The sequence below is a fragment of the uncultured Thermanaerothrix sp. genome, assembly GCF_938028735.1.
Classification (GTDB): Bacteria; Chloroflexota; Anaerolineae; order Anaerolineales; family Anaerolineaceae; genus Thermanaerothrix.
On the sequence record NZ_CALIMF010000014.1, the window covers coordinates 209,631 to 228,860 of the forward strand.

Annotated in this window: 17 protein-coding genes; 10 read left to right on the forward strand and 7 right to left on the reverse strand. The window is 51.6% G+C overall.

Features of this window, described 5'->3' with window-relative positions; all coding sequences use genetic code 11:
• Positions 1-64 precede the first annotated feature (64 nt).
• Both Q0721_RS08715 and Q0721_RS08720 read left to right on the forward strand, forming a co-directional pair.
• A complete protein-coding gene (locus Q0721_RS08715; protein WP_299028388.1) occupies positions 65-1,093 on the forward strand; it encodes an LCP family protein in 1,029 nt (342 codons plus the stop codon).
• Positions 1,094-1,205: 112 nt separating this feature from the next.
• Positions 1,206-2,132, forward strand: coding sequence for a tyrosine-type recombinase/integrase (locus Q0721_RS08720; RefSeq protein WP_299028393.1), 927 nt, complete (start codon positions 1,206-1,208; stop codon positions 2,130-2,132).
• Here the strand turns inward: Q0721_RS08720 and tilS are convergent.
• Positions 2,129-3,544 (reverse strand): tRNA lysidine(34) synthetase TilS, encoded by a 1,416-nt coding sequence (gene tilS / locus Q0721_RS08725; RefSeq protein WP_299028396.1) that lies wholly within the window; start codon positions 3,542-3,544, stop codon positions 2,129-2,131. The genes Q0721_RS08720 and tilS overlap by 4 nt on opposite strands.
• A gap of 169 nt (positions 3,545-3,713) precedes the next feature.
• On the opposite strand from tilS, the gene Q0721_RS08730 reads away from it, so the two are divergent.
• Positions 3,714-4,865 carry a response regulator gene (locus tag Q0721_RS08730; protein ID WP_299028399.1) on the forward strand — a complete coding sequence of 384 codons (1,152 nt, stop codon included), beginning with the start codon at positions 3,714-3,716 and terminating at the stop codon, positions 4,863-4,865.
• 6 nt (positions 4,866-4,871) lie between these two features.
• Positions 4,872-5,648, forward strand: a complete 777-nt coding sequence (locus Q0721_RS08735; protein ID WP_299028402.1) for an NAD-dependent deacylase — start codon at positions 4,872-4,874, stop codon at positions 5,646-5,648.
• Here the strand turns inward: Q0721_RS08735 and Q0721_RS08740 are convergent.
• Both Q0721_RS08740 and mutL read right to left on the reverse strand, forming a co-directional pair.
• The gene (locus Q0721_RS08740; RefSeq protein WP_299028405.1) at positions 5,645-6,505 is read right to left on the reverse strand and encodes a DegV family protein; all 861 of its coding nucleotides are present in this window, start codon (positions 6,503-6,505) and stop codon (positions 5,645-5,647) included. The genes Q0721_RS08735 and Q0721_RS08740 overlap by 4 nt on opposite strands.
• 25 nt (positions 6,506-6,530) lie before the next feature.
• Positions 6,531-8,297 (reverse strand): DNA mismatch repair endonuclease MutL, encoded by a 1,767-nt coding sequence (gene mutL, locus Q0721_RS08745; RefSeq protein ID WP_299028408.1) that lies wholly within the window; start codon positions 8,295-8,297, stop codon positions 6,531-6,533.
• A gap of 142 nt (positions 8,298-8,439) precedes the next feature.
• On the opposite strand from mutL, the gene Q0721_RS08750 reads away from it, so the two are divergent.
• The 6 genes from Q0721_RS08750 (at position 8,440) to eno (ending at position 16,156) form a co-directional block, all read left to right on the forward strand.
• On the forward strand, positions 8,440-9,099 hold the full coding sequence (locus tag Q0721_RS08750) for a pyrimidine 5'-nucleotidase (RefSeq protein ID WP_299028413.1): 660 nt from the start codon (positions 8,440-8,442) through the stop codon (positions 9,097-9,099).
• 304 nt (positions 9,100-9,403) lie between these two features.
• Positions 9,404-10,648 carry a S41 family peptidase gene (locus tag Q0721_RS08755; protein WP_299028415.1) on the forward strand — a complete coding sequence of 415 codons (1,245 nt, stop codon included), beginning with the start codon at positions 9,404-9,406 and terminating at the stop codon, positions 10,646-10,648.
• Between the two features lie 6 nt (positions 10,649-10,654).
• Entirely contained in the window at positions 10,655-11,800 is a 1,146-nt protein-coding gene (locus tag Q0721_RS08760; RefSeq protein WP_299028417.1) for a trypsin-like peptidase domain-containing protein, read from the forward strand.
• A gap of 119 nt (positions 11,801-11,919) precedes the next feature.
• Positions 11,920-12,819, forward strand: a complete 900-nt coding sequence (locus Q0721_RS08765) for a S1 RNA-binding domain-containing protein (RefSeq protein ID WP_299028421.1) — start codon at positions 11,920-11,922, stop codon at positions 12,817-12,819.
• A gap of 285 nt (positions 12,820-13,104) precedes the next feature.
• Positions 13,105-14,745 (forward strand): CTP synthase, encoded by a 1,641-nt coding sequence (locus Q0721_RS08770; RefSeq protein WP_299028424.1) that lies wholly within the window; start codon positions 13,105-13,107, stop codon positions 14,743-14,745.
• A gap of 118 nt (positions 14,746-14,863) precedes the next feature.
• A complete protein-coding gene (gene eno / locus Q0721_RS08775; protein ID WP_299028427.1) occupies positions 14,864-16,156 on the forward strand; it encodes a phosphopyruvate hydratase in 1,293 nt (430 codons plus the stop codon).
• A gap of 140 nt (positions 16,157-16,296) precedes the next feature.
• On the opposite strand, the gene Q0721_RS08780 is transcribed toward eno, so the two are convergent.
• The 4 genes from Q0721_RS08780 to Q0721_RS08795 are packed head-to-tail and all read right to left on the reverse strand — an operon-like array spanning position 16,297 to position 19,158.
• Complete coding sequence (locus tag Q0721_RS08780) at positions 16,297-16,932, reverse strand: SDR family NAD(P)-dependent oxidoreductase (RefSeq protein WP_299028430.1); 636 nt, start codon at positions 16,930-16,932, stop codon at positions 16,297-16,299.
• A 14-nt stretch (positions 16,933-16,946) separates the two neighbouring features.
• Complete coding sequence (locus tag Q0721_RS08785) at positions 16,947-17,414, reverse strand: peroxiredoxin (RefSeq protein ID WP_299028433.1); 468 nt, start codon at positions 17,412-17,414, stop codon at positions 16,947-16,949.
• On the reverse strand, positions 17,411-18,409 hold the full coding sequence (locus Q0721_RS08790) for an alpha/beta hydrolase (RefSeq protein WP_299028436.1): 999 nt from the start codon (positions 18,407-18,409) through the stop codon (positions 17,411-17,413). The genes Q0721_RS08785 and Q0721_RS08790 overlap by 4 nt, the downstream gene beginning before the upstream one ends.
• Positions 18,406-19,158, reverse strand: coding sequence for an alpha/beta fold hydrolase (locus tag Q0721_RS08795; protein WP_299028439.1), 753 nt, complete (start codon positions 19,156-19,158; stop codon positions 18,406-18,408). The genes Q0721_RS08790 and Q0721_RS08795 overlap by 4 nt, the downstream gene beginning before the upstream one ends.
• Between the last annotated feature and the right edge of the window lie 72 nt (positions 19,159-19,230).

Below are 19,230 nucleotides of genomic sequence, written 5' to 3' on the forward strand. Positions count from 1 at the left end.
CCGAAACTTTTCGTGCCTCATAATCGTCTTATAATTGAATGACAATCCTGAATACAGTGCAAAGATGATGAAAAAACATGTAATCCTACTAGGCTTGCTTGTTCTGCTTATCCTTATATCCATCGCCTGCAATTTGCCGGCCCAGATTGGTAGTCAAGGTAGTTCAGTATCGCTGACCCAACATTGGGTAACGGTAGCCCCCAATGCAACCGCAACGCCAACACCTTTTCTACCTGTAGCAACCGAGACCCCACTCCCCAATCTTGCTCCCACTACGGAACCCACACCGGAGAACACCCCCACACCTCTGTGGGATATCATTCCCGCCGAGGGCCAGGTTAATATCCTGGTTTTAGGTTCGGATTGGCGCCCAGGGGCAGGATACCGCACCGACGTTATTCTGCTGGTCTCGCTTAACCCTAAGCTGGGCACAGCCAGCCTGGTTTCGTTCCCTCGCGACTTATATGTAGACATCCCCGGGCGCGGCAAAAACCGCATTAATACCGCTCACCCGGCTGGAGGGTTCCCTCTTACCGTCGCCACATTCCAGCAAAACTTCGGGATCACCATAGATTATTACGTACTTACCAACTTCCAAGGCTTTGTGAGCATTGTGGACAGTTTGGGTGGCATTGATGTTTACGCTGCCAGAAACCTGACAGACGTTTGTAAATTGCCCCAGGCCCAAAATGGATATTGTTCTGTTGGGCCGGGTTTGGTCCACATGGACGGGCAAACTGCATTGTGGTATGTGCGCTCCCGGTACAGTACTAGCGACTTCGATCGTACCCGGCGCGAACAAGAGGTCCTAATTGCGTTATTCAACAAACTAATGAGCCTTAACGCCCTAGCCCGCGCCCCCGAACTCTACCAGTATTACCGCTCTAGCGTTGAGACCAACCTTCCTTTAGATGTAGCGGTCTCTTTAGCGCCTTTGGCACCTCAACTGCTGGCCGATCCCTCACGCATTCGGCGCTATACCATTGGTCCTGCCCAGGTCACTCCCACGAGAACCGAAAGTGGCGCCAGTGTCCTCATCCCCAACATCGAAGCCATTCGCGAAATCTTGCGTCAGGCCTTAAACGCCCGCTAACCCTCTGGGCACCGCATCGTTCAAATCCCTCTCAATAGCGAAGGGAACATGGGCGTTTTAAGCAATTTGGCCTATAATTATTTATACCTACACGAAAATTCAGAGGCTACCCATGAGTGATTATTCCAAGATCCCCTCTCATGTTAACGCACAGACCCCCCTTGCCCCAATAATCCGCGCCTGGGAAATCTATCTCTGGGACCAAGGAAAATCCCCATATACCATCAAATCATTCCTCAGTGATCTCTCGCTTCTAGCGGCCTACCTCCCGCCCGACCGCGCTGTTGGAGAAATCACAACCCGTGAACTAAACAATTTCCTGGCATGGTTACAGCATGGACGCGGTGTACCCTGTAGCCCCAAGAGCCTGGCCCGGCGCATCACGGCCATAAAGGCGTTCTTCCGCTGGCTCCACCAAAACGGGCGCATCGCAGCCGACCCTGCCGAGAAGGTTATTCAATATTCTGTTATCAGCCCCTTACCTCAGGTCCTGACCCCTGAGGAAGAGCAAAAGGTTTTGGAAGTCGCCGAATCACACCGCCACGCCCGTAAACCCGATGCCCGCCCCTACATCCTTTTAAGCCTACTTTTATACACAGGTATCAAAAAAGGCGAGTGCCTCAACATTCATCGTAACCACATTGACACCTCCAACCCTGAGGCTCCTTTTCTGTTCATCCGCTACAGTAACCCCCGTAACCGCTATAAAGAACGTAAGCTGCCGCTCACACCAGCCTGGATAGAAGCCTATCACGAATACCTCGAACAATACCAGCCCCGTGACACAGTATTTCCGTGGTCAGCCCGTCGTCTGGAGTACTTGCTTGAAGATATCGGCGAAGAGGCAGGACTTACCAAACATCTTTCTTTTGACATGTGCCGCTGGACATGTGCTCTTCGAGACTGGCAATCGGGTATGGAGCAAGAACAGATCCGTCAAAAACTGGGCATTTCTAAAATTCAGTGGCGTGAAATTAGCATGAAATTGCAGCGCCTCGCCGACAGTATAACCCCATCACCAATACCCGTAGACAGTTAGGCTGAGCGGTAAAGTTTCAGCACCACAACCTCTTGTGTAGATGGAGTCACCCGGCAAGGGTGAGCAATGCGCAACCCTGGCACCCACACAAGCACATCATCTGAAAAGAGGAGTGGCCAACGATCTCTGACCCATCGTGGCAAGCGCACATTGACCAGAAAATCCGAGAGACGCATTGGGCCCTCCATCCCGTAAGGCCAAAAGCGATCTCCTGGTCGCCGGGTTCTTAATACCAGCGGTATCCGAACAACAGCGGCGTCTAGGTAGGCAATAAAGGGATCGCGTTTGACCGATGCAAACATCTCCTGAGATGAAGATAAAAAGGTTTCTAAAATCCAACCTTCCCCTAGTGCAAGTTGGTCAGGAACCTCAATCCGGAGTGTCGTTTGAGGCGAAATAAGCGGCCAAAGGGGTTTGACCGGCCATTCGCCACGCGGAAAGACATAGATGTGAGCGCTATCGAGGACAACTTGAACTCCCCCTTCCATTTCAACCTGCCCTGGGTAGCCGCTTTGAATAAATTTAACCACACGCTCCGTTGAAGCGAAATTGCTTCCACGCTGCTCACGCGTGAAACGTTCCACAGCCAGTCTGATAAGCCGGGCACGGATCCCTCCAATCTCAGCGCAATATTCAGCTCGTTTTAGCGTCACATAATTGGGCGACTCCTCATCCAAACAACGTAACCAGGCAACTTGTACTTCACGCTCAACAATCTCATAATCGGCCTGCAGGCTATAGGCCATTTGCCACAAGTGGCGTCGAATTTGGGGATTATAAGTCTCCAGAGTCGGGATAAGTCGATGCCGCACACGATTGCGCAAAAATCGCAAATCGCGATTAGTCATATCCTGACGGTAAGAAATCTCCCTCTCCGCCAAATAGCGTTCAATGTCCTTGCGCCAAATTCCCAAGATAGGTCGCACAAGCGGGATGGTAGTCGAGTATTCTTCAAGAAAAGTACGATAACGCATTCCACCTAGTCCTCTCAACCCGCTTCCGCGCAACAAATGCAAGAGTACTGTCTCCACCTGGTCATCCGCCGTATGTCCAACCGCCACCGCCTGACAGGCATAAGCTTGCGCAGATTCAAATAAAAAACGATAGCGCATGCGACGTGCAGCATCCTCAAGAGAAAGCCCCTCTTTCTCAGCAACAGTCTCTACCTCAGCCTGCCCTAGCACGAAGCGGCAATTCAAACGATGCGCTTGCTCACTCACCCACATGGCATCTGCTGCCGAATCAGGACGTAAGCCGTGGTCGAAATGGGCTACCACCACCACGAAGCCCAGTTCAAGCAACCGTAACCATAAATAGACACTATCTGGCCCTCCCGACACTCCAACTAGGATTGGATAATGTTTTTCCAACCCACAAGTCTCGTGGAGTAATGATTCGTCCAATAGCCTCATACAGAACACCTCCATCAGATTATACATTTCCCTTCCTGGATCACCAATACGCCAATTCCTTCCTTCCACCCGAAAGATCCAGAAAACGCTTCTAGACCGTTTAGGCTTGTATCAGCCTGAAGAATGTGCTAGACTGCTAAAGAGCCTTGAACAAGGAGTACAAGCAAGGATGGCCGAAAAGATCCTGGTCGTGGACGATGATCTGGAGACATTGCGCCTGGTTGGCCTGATGCTTCAAAAGCAGGGCTATCATGTAATAACCGCCGCTTCTGGGGAAGAGGGGCTTCAGGTTGCCGTGCGTGAACGACCTGACCTGATCCTTCTGGATATTATGATGCCGGGTCTGGATGGGTTTGAGGTGACCCGCAAACTGCGCCAAAATCCCGAGACCAGTTCGATCCCAATACTAATCTTTACCGCCAAATCCCAAGTGGAAGACAAGATAGAGGGATATGAAGCGGGCGCCGATGATTATCTCACCAAACCCATCCACCCAGCAGAGTTAATCGCCCACATCAAAGCCTTACTGGGACGAAGCCGCGCCCGTCGCGAAGCCTCCCTGCCTCGAGGATATGTTTTAGGGCTGATAGCAGCCAAAGGCGGCATAGGGCTCTCAACACTGGCTCTGAATCTTGGGCTGGCCTGTTACCAACGCAGTAAGAGTGAGGTAATCCTGGCTGAACTTCGCCTTGGAGAGGGTACCTGGGCAGAGGCTCTCAGCCTGCACGACGATCAAGGTTTGAAAAACCTGCTGAGCCTTTCCTCTTCAGAAGTAACTCGCTCGGCGGTTGAAAATAACCTGCTACGCACCACATTCGGCGTGCGCTTGCTTCTTGCCCCTCGAGGTATCGAGAGTTACAACCCGCTGTTTTCGGGCATGGCCGAAAAACTGATCAACATCACCCGCCATCTGGCGACCCTTGCTACCCTGGTCATTTTGGACATTGGTACGCCCTTTCTCCCCGGATATCTGGATCTTCTTAATCAATGCGATGAGGTCATGGTCGTTGCCGAATCCCAACCCTTCACTCTCAAGTTGACCCGCCGCTTGCTGACAGATCTGGAAGGGCATGGCTTCGGCAAATCTAAACTGCTCACGGTGGTGTTGAATAATCGTATGCGCGCTGATTTGCAGTACACTATCACCCAGGTCCAGGACACTTTAGAACATTCGGTCAGCATCACCATTCCACCTGTCCCAGAACTGGCTTACCATGCAGCAATGCGTTCGGTTCCCCTCCTTCACATTCAACCCGAAGGACTTTATGCCCAGCAGGTAATGCAACTGGCCTCTCAATTTGTCGAGCGGACTCGCGTTTGAAACCCAATGCAAGAAACCAACCAGGAAAAGAACATCCAGATAGTAGCTGAGTGGATCCAAGCCGCACGCCATGCTGTAGCGCTCACCGGCGCAGGAATCTCGACCCCTTCCGGCATCCCTGATTTTCGCTCTCCTGGTACCGGCCTTTGGGAGCGTAACAATCCGCTAGAAGTGGCTTCATGGCGGGCATTCCGCCACCACCCCCAACGCTTCTTTGATTGGTTGCGACCACTGGTTGCAAAATCCTGGCACGCGACTCCCAATCCCGCCCATTTCGCCCTGGCTGACCTCCAAAAGGCTGGTTACCTTCAAGCCATCATTACGCAGAACATTGATAATCTGCACCAGCGTGCTGGTGCCACCCGGGTCATCGAATTACATGGTTCACTTCGCACCCTAACCTGCCTAAACTGTCAGCGTCAATACCAGATAGAGGTTTTCATTGAACCCTTCATAAGGGGAGTCCCACCACGCTGCCCCAACTGCCGGGCTTTCTTAAAACCCGATATCGTGCTTTTTGAGGAAATGCTCCCAATCGAAGCCTGGGAGGAGGCACTCGCCCATTGTGAGAAGGCCGACCTGTTGTTGGTGATCGGGAGTTCCCTTGAAGTAATGCCCGCTGCCCAGCTCCCTCTATACACCTTAGAGCACGGCGGGCGGATCGTTATTAACACTTTATCCCCGACTTACCTAGACCGCGATGCAGCCCTTGTCCTCCGCCAGAATGTGCTGGAAGTGATCCCTCACGTTGCTGCGCGCGTCCTAGGCCAAAGAAGCGCCTAAGCCAGGTCCTCAAATATATCCATTGGCGCCACCCCGACGCCCACAATTCCCTCCCCACCATGTGCTCCTAATACCGGGCCAATGGTAGCTGGAGGCAAAAAACAACACTCAAACATGGTCTTGAGGCGCTCCATTAAGAGAGTCGCGCCTTCAAGATTGCGGCTATGAGCGACCTGAACTCTAAGGCGCGTTCCTGGTGCAAAGCGCTTGGCGATGTAATCGGCCTGGGCTAGGATAGCTCGTCGTAGCGAAAACTCTTTACCTATTTCAATGATGGTGCCAAGTCCAAGATCAAATCCCATAATGGGCTTGATGTTCATAAGGGTACCCATTAAGCCTCTTAAGTGCCCAACCCTCCCCCCGGCAATGATATACTTCAGCGTGGGTAACATAAAGATGCCGAGCATCTTTTCCCGAATTTGCTCCAGTAGCTGGAGAATGCGTTGCAACGGCCACCCAGCGCGAACAGCCCTAGCCGCCATCTCAGCACACCACCCAACAATAACCGAAACACCCCCGCTATCGAAAAAAGTGATCTTGGCCTCTGGAACCATAGTGGCAGCCATCCTGGCAGCACTGAGCGTGCCACTTAGCGCCGAAGAAAGATGAATAGAAAGGATCTCCGCGTCCCGTGCTGCCAGCGTACGATAAACGGAAACAAACTCGCCCACCGAGGGCTGAGAAGTCCTTGGCATGTCACCTGACCTCAACCGATCGTAAAAGGTTTCATAGTCGATGTCCACTCCGCTACGATAGGTGGTTTCGCCAAACATCACATACAGAGGCACCACGTGAATATCCAGCCCTTCAATTTGCCCCGGGGCAAAATCGGCTGCACTATCTGTTACTACTAACATATATCTCTCACTCTCCTAATTTAAGTCAGCGACTACCGCGTCGCCCAAACTGACGCTCCAGCACATCGGCTGCAAGATGAATCATCGTAGGGCGCCCGTGTGGACAGGTACGCGGGGAATCACACGCCTCTAAATCGCGCAACAGGGCCTCTTGCTCCTCACGAGAAAGAACTTGCCCTCCTTTAACAGCAGCGCGTTTACAGATTCGGGCTATCAAACGCGCTTCCACTTCTTTTTCCAATAATGATTCGTCCTCCTCAAACGCATCCACCAAGGCTTGCAAAACTGCCACCGGATCACTCCCACTTAAAATGGCGGGGAAAGTCCGTACCAAGAAAGTGTCCTGCCCAAACGGTTCGACCTCAAATCCCCATTGACGTAACAAGACCACATATTCCTGGAACTCCTCCACCTTGGCCAAGGGTATGCGGAAGGGCTGTGGGTTCAGCAAGGATTGCACTATCAACCCGCGCTCCCGTTCCCGCATTAGGCGCTCAAATAGGACCCGCTCATGGGCTGCATGTTGATCAATCAGATAAAGCCCATCGGGCCCCTCAGCAACGAGATAGGTGGCCCTCACCTGTCCAACCAAGCGCAGCAGGGGCAAATAGTGACCCGGCAATGAGGCCTGTTGAGGTTGAGCCGCACCCGAGCTCAACGTGGTGTCCTCCAATGGCGCAGATAGTTCTGTGCTCTCTCCGCTCTCTGCATCGACCTTGAGGCCAGATGCCATTTGCCAAGCGGGATCTAGGGTCTGCCGCGGAAGACTCGTGGTCCCGCTCAACAACTCGACCGCTGCTACCGAGGATTGGGCTAGTAACGCCCGACGCACGGCGCGTTGCACTGCTGAGAACACACGTTCCGGTTGGCGAAATCGCACCTCGGCCTTGGTCGGGTGCACATTAACATCCACTGCCTCGGGGACAATGTTAATGAATAAAACGGCCATTGGGTAACGCCCCACCATTAACAGCGTGTGATACGCCTGAAGAAGTGCCGAGGTTAACGCCACATCTTGGATCCAGCGCCCATTGACAAAAAAGGTGATCTCTTTACGATTGGCTCGCGTCTGCGAGATAGGGCTGATGAAACCGCAAACCCTGAGATCGGGTTCCTCCAGTAAAATCTCAAGCATCTGTCGTGCCACTTCCAGCCCATAATACGCCGCCAGGATTTCCCTCGGTTCACCTCGCCCATAAGTTTGTAGGAATACCTTGCCATCGTGGATCAAGCGAAAACGCACATTAGGGTAAGCCATGGCGTAGCGGCTTACCAGAGCGTTGATCAAGTTACGCTCAGTGGTATCCTGTTTCAGAAATTTAAGTCGAGCCGGTACGTTGTAAAAGAGATCTTCAACCCGAACAACCGTTCCGGGGGGCAAACCAACAAACTCATGGGTCTCAATCTTTCCCCCATGCACCACAATCTTCCCTCCTCGTTCTGCCTCCGGCGGGCGAGAAAACAGGGTCATTCGCGAAACGGCAGCGATAGAGGCCAAAGCCTCACCCCGAAAACCCAGGGTACGAATATTAAATAAATCCTCTGCTGTGCTCAACTTACTCGTAGCAAAACGGGCAATTGCCAGAGGCAGTTCCTCGTACAGAATACCGCTCCCATTATCTGCCACTTCTATCAGGCGCTTTCCCGCCTCGCGGGTTTCAATGGTAATCTCCGTCGCTCCTGCGTCCAGTGCATTTTCAATCAATTCCTTGACAACCGAAACCGGACGCTCAACCACCTCACCCGCGGCAATTTTCGCAGCAACTTCTTCCCTTAGAATCTGAATGGGCATTGCTCACCTGAGAGCCAATAATCATTGAATTGCTCTAATTATATCCACTCTCGCTATTTCAACACTACGCCGACACCTCAACCTTAAAAATCAATGGGTTGACCTCTTCTCATCTCCTTATAAAATCGTTATACTGCAAAGGATGCAGCCCAAAATTCTGATCTTTGATCTTGATGATACCCTTTACCCGGCCTCCTCGGGCGTTTGGGAAGCTATCGGCAAGCGGATTGACCTATTTATTCATCAGAAGCTAGGTCTCCCTCTTGAGGCAGTTGAGGCTTTCCGTAAAAATCTGTTTCATTCCTACGGGACCACGCTCCGCGGTCTCTACTTACAATACCACATTGACCCGGCCGAGTACCTTGCCTTTGTACACGACATTCCCTTGGAGAACTACCTTCAACCCAACCCCGAATTACGTACTTTGCTGAAGGTACTTCCATACCCCAAGGTCATTTTTACCAACGCCGATAAGAATCACGCCCATCGGGTCTTGGCACGATTGAACCTTGAGGGGTGTTTTGGACAGATTATTGACATTTGGGATATGTTGCCGTCTTGCAAGCCATTCCCGGAAGCATTTCACAAAATGCTACAAAGGCTTCAATGCCCTGATACCAGCCATTGCCTGCTCATTGACGATTTGCCCGCCAATCTACGCACCGCCCGGCAATTGGGGTTCTGGACTGTTCAAGTCAGCGAGAACGGTCGTAACCGTGAAGGGCACTTTCATATCCGCAGAGTCGAAGAACTTCCCCGGGTATTGGCCCAGGGCAGTCTGTTTGACAATGAGGTAGGGTAGAAACCATGCACGCCGAATCGCCTGGGGCCTGGGTGTTCATTCTCCTGCTCTGCGCTTTTATGCTCGTGATTAACCTTACTTTGGTCTCCTTATGGCGCCATCGCCATCAGCCGCCTCCACATCACAAACCAGAGCTTGATTTTACCTCGTGGCAAAGAGAACTGCGTTGGAACGAAGAAGCTGAATGGGAACGTTTGGCCAAGGCTGTGCACCAATTACCACTACCAGAACCACCTCATGAGCCTCGGAATGATAGAGAATGAAACCGACGGGCTCTAAAAACCTCTTTTTAGTGGAGCATTTTATGAATTCAAAGTCTGTGCGCATCGCATTATTCATCGCCCTCATCCTGGGAATTGCCATTAGCTGTTTTGCCACTGGTGTGGTAGTCGCCATACGAGCCCCTGCTACAACTTCCTCAGCCATTAATCAATTTATTAGCCGACTTACATTCCTACCCACGCCGGTTTCTACTTCTACCTCATCATCGGTCGAAACCCTCTTTAAACCTTTCTGGCAAGCGTGGGACCTGGTTCACGAACAGTACGTAGATCAACCGGTTAACGATGAGATTCTAATGCGCGGGGCTATTCGAGGAATGCTGGAAGCCCTTAATGACCCGCATACTGGCTACATGGATCCCTTCGAGTACCAGCAAGCCAACGCCCCACTTGAGGGTGAGTACGAGGGTATTGGGGCATGGGTAGACACCAGTGGTGAGTTCTTGACCATTATCAGTCCAATGCCCAATTCGCCAGCGGAGAAAGCCGGTCTTAAGGCTGGCGACAGAATTATTGCTGTAGATGGGGAGGATATGACCGGCGTGGACCCAAGCCTGGTCTTACGACGGGTGCTGGGACCGGCGGGTACCTCTGTCACTCTGACTATCCAGCGTGAAGGCGAACCCACCCCCTTTGACGTTAATATTGTCCGCCAGAGAATTACCATTCCCTCGGTAGAAGGCAAAATGTTGGACCAGAATATCGCTTATGTGCGTCTGTTCACATTTGGCGAGAAGACAGCATCTGACCTTAGAAGCACACTTGCCCGTCTATTAGAGCAGAAACCAGTGGGGGTCATTCTGGATCTACGCAACAATGGCGGTGGATACTTAAATGCAGCGATTGACGTCAGTTCAGAATTTATCAAACAGGGGGTAATCATGTATGAAGTCTATGGCGACGGGCGCAAGATCACCTACGAAGCCAAAGGGCGAGGCATCGCTACCACCATCCCGTTGGTGGTATTGGTTAATGAGGGAACGGCTTCTGCCTCAGAGATTACTGCGGGTGCTATCCAGGACCATCAGCGTGGGAAATTGGTAGGCACGAAGACCTTTGGTAAGGGATCTGTTCAATCCTGGACTCCCCTAGTCAACAACCAAGGGGCTGTGCGCATCACCATTGCGCGCTGGTTAACCCCTAAAGAACGACAAATAAACGGCGTGGGATTAACACCTGACCTTGAAGTCCCTCTGACCGAGGACGATCTTAAAGCTGGGAAAGACCCGCAGCTAGAGGCCGCTATTCAAATATTGCTTCAGGAGTAGAAAGCCGTGAAACGCCCTATCCTTCTTTTAGCCCTCTTGGGTGTGCTGGTTGCGGCCACCTTGTGTGGAGCATTAGGGGGTGGTCTGGTTGCTTACTACTTTTTCCAAAACCAGAGGACTATAACTGCTCCCGTCACCGCCCTGCCTGAACCCTCATCTCAATCCAGCCCCACGCCGGCCGCTCATCTCTTTGTTCAAACTACACAGATCGAGACCACTATTACCCAAGTGGTAGAAAAGGTTAGTCCGGCGGTTGTTACCGTGGTAGCCAAAATGCCCGATCAAATGGGGTTCTTCGGGGTGATACCCGGAGGAACTTCGAGTGGTAGTGGCTTTATTATTTCCCGAGAAGGCTATGTTATTACTAATAACCACGTGGTAGATGGCGCTGAGTCGGTCCGTATTGTCCTTCTTTCAGGCGAGGATCGTCCAGCCCAAGTGGTCGGGCAAGATCGCTTCTCCGATCTGGCTGTCCTAAAAATCGAGGGGGAAGTCCCGGCAGTAGTTACCTTGGGCGACTCTGATGCACTTCGCCCCGGTGAAACCGTGATTGCGATTGGTTCTCCCTTGGGAGACTTTAAAAACTCGGTAACCGTTGGAGTGATCAGCGCAACAGGGCGCACGATTGATACGGGCGAAGGCTATTACCTCGAGGGATTGCTGCAAACTGATGCCGCCATCAATCAGGGGAATTCGGGCGGGCCATTAGTTAACCTGGCCGGCGAAGTTGTTGGGGTAAATACCCTCATCGTCCGTACATCCAGCAGTGGTGTCACTGTCGAAGGCTTAGGATTTGCCATCCCCTCCAACACTGTCCAGGCAGTAGCTACCCAGATCATCGAAAAGGGATACGTCTCCCGTCCCTTCCTTGGCGTCCGCTGGCAACCCATCAACCCCACGCTGGCGAAGCAATATAATCTGCCCGTTGAATGGGGGATTTATGTCTCTGAGGTGATCCAAGGTAGCCCGGCTGAGGCTGCCGGTATCCGGCCCGGCGATATTATTACTCGGATCGGCGACCTCGCCATTGACGCCAATCACCCCTTTATCAACGTCCTTTTCAACTTTAAGCCTGGGGATGAAGTAATTATTGAACTGGTACGACGCTCACGCACCCTTCGGGTCAACCTAACCCTAGGGGAGTCACGCTGAGTTCCAAACATCCACTTTGGCCTTTGTGCTAAGTTTCACCCGCACACAGTTTGACAGTTGATATCAGCGGGGGTATAATCCCTGTTCGCTGACTGAGATTGCAAACGGGAGTGTGGCTTATGGAAAATATGGTGGCCGTGGAAGCCAACAAGATAGAGATCAAACCTAAGATGAAATTTACCGGCAGGGTTATGAAACTTAACCTGGCAGGGGCTGTGATTGATCTTGGAGTAGCAAAAGGTGTTTTGCATATCTCACAGATCCCATCCCCCACGCCGGGACAGCCTATTAAGCACATTAAAGAAGTGCTGCAAGAAGGACAAACACTGGATGTTTGGGTACGTCGGGTTAAGGGGGATCGCATTGAACTCACCATGAAGAAGCCTCTCGACCTCGAGTGGAAAGACATCAAACCTGAGATGGTCGTTAGGGGCAAAGTTGTCCGCATCGAGCCCTTTGGCGCCTTTGTGGATATTGGGGCTGAACGACCGGGGTTGATCCACATTAGCGAACTTTCTCATGGATATGTGAAAACCCCTACCGAGGTTGTTCAGGAAGGCGATGAAGTTGAGGTTAAGATCATTGAAGTCATTCGTAAAAAGAAGCAGATTAAACTCAGTCTAAAAGCCCTGCAACCCGAACCTGTTCAGGAAACACACCCCAAACCAGCGGAAGAAAAGAAGCGCACTCCCGTAGAAAAGAAAGAAGTCCAGGTTTACGATCAGACAGTCAGCAAAGAAAAAACGCGCGAAAAAGAGCGCGAGAAGCGGCGCAAGCGCACACGGAGCAAATCTGATGAAAGCACGCTCAATCTAGACGAGCTGATCAGTTCCATGGAGGAAGTCCAACCCTCTGAATCTGAACCCACAGCGATGGAACTGGCGCTCCGCGAGGCGATGGAACGGGCTAAGCAGCGTAAGGAAGAGTCTAAAGCGAAAAAAGCCAAAACGCTCTCAGCAGAACAAGAAGCCATTCTAAGCCGCACTCTCGAACATCGTTCTAACATTAGTCAATCGTAAGCAGAATATAGTGTCTATAAGGAGGCGGGATAATATCCCGCCTCTTCGCGTGTATTTTGGTCATCGCAAACAAAAAATCAGACGTTCGATTTGAGAATATGGTAAACTTGAAAACAATGAAGGCTTTAGATCGCCTATACAGGATCGTCTGGTCTCCCAAGCACATGACCACACCTAGACAAGAAGTCCTCGTCCACACAGAGGGAGGCGTCGGATCACCGACCCTCCCTCTCTCTATGCCAGCGATTCCCCAACAGTAATCTAGTTTGCAGGAGGTAGTAATCTGTGACGACTAAGTACATCTTTTTTACCGGAGGTGTGGTTTCCTCCGTAGGGAAAGGAGTGACCGCAGCCGCCATCGGACGCACCCTAAAAGAGCGCGGCTTCTCCGTGACTGCGCAAAAACTTGACCCCTATCTTAACGTTGATCCTGGCACCATGAGCCCCTACCAGCACGGAGAGGTTTACGTGCTGGACGATGGGGCAGAAACTGATTTGGACCTTGGCCATTATGAGCGTTTTATGGATGTTCGTCTTAATCGTGTTTGCAACACGACCACTGGGCAAATTTACGCCGAAATCATTAGCAAGGAGCGACGAGGAGATTTCCTTGGTGGTACCATTCAAGTGATTCCTCACATTACCAACGAGATCAAGCGCCGCATCACCCTGGTTGCCAAGACTACCAACGCTGAAATCGTGCTGGTCGAAGTTGGAGGAACTGTCGGCGATATCGAAAGCCAACCTTTTTTAGAGTCTTTACGTCAGTTAAGGCGGGAATTGGGGCGTGAAAATACCATGTACATTCACGTGACCTGGCTGCCCTACATTGGCGCTACTGGCGAGCTCAAGACCAAACCCACTCAGCATTCGGTCAGCGAACTTCGCTCCATCGGCATTAATCCTGACATGATCATCGCTCGTTCTGACTACCCAGTAGATCGTAGCCTTCTGGACAAAATCTCCCTTTACTGCGACGTGGATCGTCGTGCTGTCGTCCCCATGACCACAACCCCCATTTTATATGAAGTCCCACTGTTGCTGGAAGAGGCAGGAGTGGCGGACTTTATTTTGGAGCGGCTGGGTTTAGAAACCCGTCACCAACCCGATTGGAATCTTTGGCGGCGATTGGTTGCGCAGGTTCGCCGCGAAAAGCCCAAGGTAAAGATTGCATTGGTTGGCAAATACGTTGAATTGCACGATGCCTATATGAGCGTGCGTGAGGCACTAAAACATGCAGCTCTTCACCTAGGCGTAGAGGTCGAGATCTTATGGGTTCACGCCACGGATTTGGAACGCGGGCGAGCCTTGGAAATGCTCGAAGAGGCCCACGGCATTTTGGTACCAGGGGGCTTTGGCTCACGCGGAATTGAGGGCAAAATCCTGGCAGCTCGCTATGCGCGCACTTACAAAGTCCCCTATCTTGGCTTGTGCCTGGGAATGCAAATGATGGTTGTGGAATTTGCCCGCCATATCTTTAACGATGAACGGGCAAATTCAACTGAATTTGACCGAACCACTCCCTACCCAGTGATTGATTTGCTCCCTGAGCAGCAACAAATAACTGAGCTGGGCGGTACGATGCGGCTAGGACTGTACCCCTGCCAGCTCAAGCCTGGCACCAAGGCAGCTCAAGCCTACCAGGAAAACCTAGTTCAGGAGCGCCACCGCCACCGTTTTGAATTTAACAACACCTACCGTCAAGTGTTTGAGGAAGCCGGGATGGTATTCTCTGGGCTTTCCCCAGATGGACGTCTTGTAGAAATTGCTGAATTGGCGGATCATCCCTTTATGCTAGGCACCCAGTTTCACCCCGAATTCCTCTCACGTCCTACGCGACCTCACCCGCTCTTCAAAGCCTTTGTAAGAGCTGCCTGTGAGTTCGCCGGGGTATCTGTTCAGCCTTTCGAAATGGAAACTGTCTAAACTCGTGATAAATATCACAACATTACCCAGGACATTTGGAGTATACTAGTCATTCAGATGCCAAGGTCTTACCCTAGACTCAAGTACCATCTCAAATAATTTCTCTGAGGAGGACATTATGGATACGACAATTGAATCCATTACCGCGCTAGAAATCCTGGATTCTCGCGGCAATCCCACTGTAGAGGTGGAAGTCGTGCTGGCTGATGGAAGTTGGGGACGGGCCGCAGTTCCTTCAGGCGCCTCTACTGGCGTGCACGAGGCGCTGGAATTGCGTGATGGAGATAAAGCCCGCTATCTCGGCAAAGGTGTACGCAAAGCAGTGGATAATGTCAATAACGAAATCGCCGAAGCCTTGGTGGGCTGGGATGCGGTGGAGCAAAAGGCGATTGATCAGTTGCTCATCGAATTGGATGGCACTCCCAACAAATCCAGGCTTGGCGCCAATGCCATTCTGGGTGTGAGCCTGGCCGTCGCCAAGGCTGCGGCCAATGCCCTAGGGCTGCCACTATATCGTTACATCGGCGGTGTATATGCCCATGTCTTGCCCGTTCCGCTAATGAACATCCTTAATGGGGGCGTCCATACCGGCTGGCAATCCACTGACGCACAGGAATTCATGATTGCCCCCTTAGGGGCACCAAGTTTTGCTGAGGCACTGCGCTGGGGTGCTGAGGTTTACCATGCGCTGAAGGGTGTCCTTAAGGCAAAGGGCTATGCCACCTTGGTTGGCGATGAAGGGGGTTACGCGCCTGCGCTCAAAGCCAATGCTGAAGCAGTTGAGGTGATTTTGGAAGCCATTGAAAAGGCAGGCTATAAGCCGGGTGAGCAGATTGCCATCGCCCTTGATCCGGCTGCCTCTGAGCTCTATGACCCTGAAACTCGGCGCTACAATATGCGCCGCGAAGGCAGGCAAATGACGAGCGAAGAACTGATTGCTTTCTGGAAATCCTGGATTGATCAATATCCCATTGTGTCTCTTGAGGATGGTTTAGCCGAAGACGATTGGGAGGGATGGAAATTGCTCACCGCTGAACTTGGGCAGCGTATCCAGATCGTTGGAGACGACTTACTGGTGACTAATCCAGAACGCGTACGCCGCGCCATCCAGGAAAAGTCGTGCAATGCCCTGTTGGTCAAACTCAATCAAATTGGCACCCTAACAGAAACCATTGAGGCGGTTGAATTGTGCCATCGAGCAGGTTGGCGTGCCGTTACTTCGCATCGCTCAGGCGAGACCGAAGACACGACTATTGCTGATCTGGTTGTTGCCTTGAACATGGGACAGATCAAAACCGGCGCACCTGCGCGCACCGACCGCGTCGCAAAGTATAACCAATTACTGCGCATTGAGGCTGAACTCGGCGATACCGCCGTCTACGCCGGTTGGAACGCTCTCAAACGCGCCTGATCTTTAATGTTCATCTTTGATCACTACCGCTCTGGCTATCCACAGACCAGAGCGGTCTTTTTTAGAAAGACTCTCTCCACGACCTATTAGGTTTCTAAGTGTTTCTAGGTTAAAACCCAAATTGCGGAGAACCTTGCTAATTATGGCAAATCCAAGTAACCCGAATAATTTGCCTGATAAGCCTCCCACATTTTTGCGGCTATAACTTCGGGAGCAACCGCATTAGAAGGCATCTTGAAAGGCACCTTCTTCCATAAGGGGGTATTAACTGCTGCAGGTCTCACCACCACAACGCTTCGCTTTAATTCTTTACGCGTTACATCTGCAAATGCCTCTAAGCCGGCTTTGGCTGCGGCGTAAGCGGAAAGCCCAGGCAAACGAATTCGCTCATTAACAGCCCCCAGGAAGTAAATGGAGGCTTCGGGATTAAGTAGCTCAACGCTACAATGCAGGGCCCAATAAGCACCGCTCAGATTAGCGCTAAGAATTCGCTGCCACTGTTCAAAATCCATCTTGGTCACCGGTGCAACCATAATGTCACCAGCCGCATAAACCCACCAATCAACTTGGAAACCTTCTTGGATCATTTGTGCTGTGATAGATTGCAATGAGCCTGGATAGCTGAAATCTGCCTCGTAAACATGAGGGGTAAATGATGTAAGGCTTTCCGTTTTACGGGCCACGGCAATAACTTGCCAATCTTTGGTGGTCAGTAGTTTTACCAGCGCCAAACCTATCCCACCGCTTGCTCCCCAAATCAATGCTGTTTTTGCCATGATATCAAATCTCCCTATTCATCAAGCGAATCTAGAGCGGCTAAAATCTGATCATTGGTTGGAATATCGGCCATAGTCTTGGCATAATGCACATACCGTATTTTGCCCTCTTTATCCACTACGAATACCGCAGGCATGCGCCCCAACTTGAGCAAGTTAACTTCTTGCTGGTAGCGCTGACTCACCCCAGAACCCACATCAGAAAGACCAACGAACGGCATTGCTTGCTCCTCCCAGAAACGCTTAAAAGCGCGCGGTCCATCTGGGCCAATGATAAGAACAGCCACATTTCGTTTTGCAAACGCTTCATAATCCCGACGCAACTGCGCCATATGCTTCACACAATACGGTCAGGCAAACCCACGGTTGAAGACAAGGACCACGGGTTGCCCACGTAAGTCTGATAACCTGACTGAATTACCTTGTGTATCCTTTAGCTCAAAATCAGGAGCCTCGTCTCCCACATTCAAACGTCTGCTCATCCTTGCACCTCCACGGGTTCCTTGCCATGATCAAGACTCATCACAAAGGTTAAGACAGTATGTAGAAAAGCCTCAGGACATTCCTCTTGCGGCACATGTCCACATTCTGGAATAATGGATAAACGTGCATTAGGCAGCTCCCGAGCCAGTCGAACGCTCTCCTCAGTGGGTACAATGCGATCATCATCACCACTAATAACCAAAACGGGTTGCCTAACCTCCCCCAATTTCTGGCTGAGGGTTGAGGCACGACTGGCTTTCGTCAGTTCCCATAGGGCACGATCCCAATTTCTTACCTGAAGGGGACGGCGATAACCTGCAACAATATCATCCGTGATTTTGCTTGGATCGTGCCAAGCTGAGCGCAGGAACGCCACACCTTGTTCACCCGCCAATGATCGAACCATTAACGGGCCCAGTCGGTTCATCTGAGGAGTATTCAAAAACGGTTGTATCCAAACCGGCGCACCACCGCCATTGTAAATCGCCGCATCCACCAAAACCAGAGCCTGTACCCGTTCGGGATATTTCAGCGCAGTGTATAACGCGACTGTCCCCCCGGCGGAATTGCCGATCAAAATGGCTTGAGGGGTTCTAATGGCATCCATGAGTGCGATCACCAGGTCGGCTTGAAAATCCAATGTATAAGGGTTCGGCCCCTCCCATTCTTCAGGCATAGGTCGTTCGGTCAACCCAAACCCCGGGCGATCAAACGCAATTGCCGTCCCGTGCGCTCCTAACGGCTTCAACACCTCGCGCCATGAAAACGTGCTGGCCCCAAAGCCATGCAACAAGATCATCACTGGCTGACCCTCACCGTAACGCTGATAGTGGACTTTTAATCCGCCCAATTCGATAAACTGACTATCTGGCCAGGCCAGGCTTTCCTCATCCACTCCTTCTAGCAAGGGCGGAATGGGGATGACAAGTGGGCCAACCGCCACTAGCACCACCAGCCCGATTAAGACCACTCCAAGAATTCTTAATGCTTTCACGGTACCTCTTCCTTTCCTATCGCTTCCAAGAAACCAGCCACGGCTTCAATCACTTGTTGCTGTTGGGCTTCGCGAGGAATCCTCGCCAGACCATCTCCCGCCTGGTCTCCGTACCATCCAAACCCTGCATGATTGCCGCCCTCAATAACTACCCATTGAGTGGTTTCAGGAAGTAGAGAACGGGAAGCGGCCATCTTTTGCGGTGTAGACAGCCCATCTTCGGAAGCCGCGATTGATAATACCGGAACAGCAACCAAACGCAATGAACGGTTACTCGCTGGATAGGCTGCCATTAAGATCAGTCCCTGGACTTCTTGTGGATGCTCATAAACAAAAGCAGCGGCCATCGCACCACCCAAGGAATGTCCACCAATTACCCAAGTCGCAATGTGGGGATAGGCAGCTATAACCTTCTGGGCCGCCTCTGGTGATAGCACCGCCAAGTTGAGGGGCATTGGCACAATAACCGTTAGGTAACCTTGGCCGGCAATAGCATGTGCCATTGGCGCGTAACTGCGATAATCTACCCGACCACCTGGATACCAAATTAAGCCCAGACGAGGCTCTCGAGCACGAGGGACAAAAACCAACCACTGACCCTGCTGCACCTCGACCATTGCATCTGATTGAAGTGCTTCCTGTGCTTCTGGCATTGGACCCAGAGGCGTAAGTGCCCAAATTAGAAAGATCCCTATCCCGATAGCTCCAACAAAAAGTAATCCTAAAAGGATTCGTAATTTAGTTTTCATTTTTAGATCTCTCTGCCAAGATCGATTTTAAAACCACCCCCTTCCCCTCGCAAGCGTTCGGCTCCACAAAAG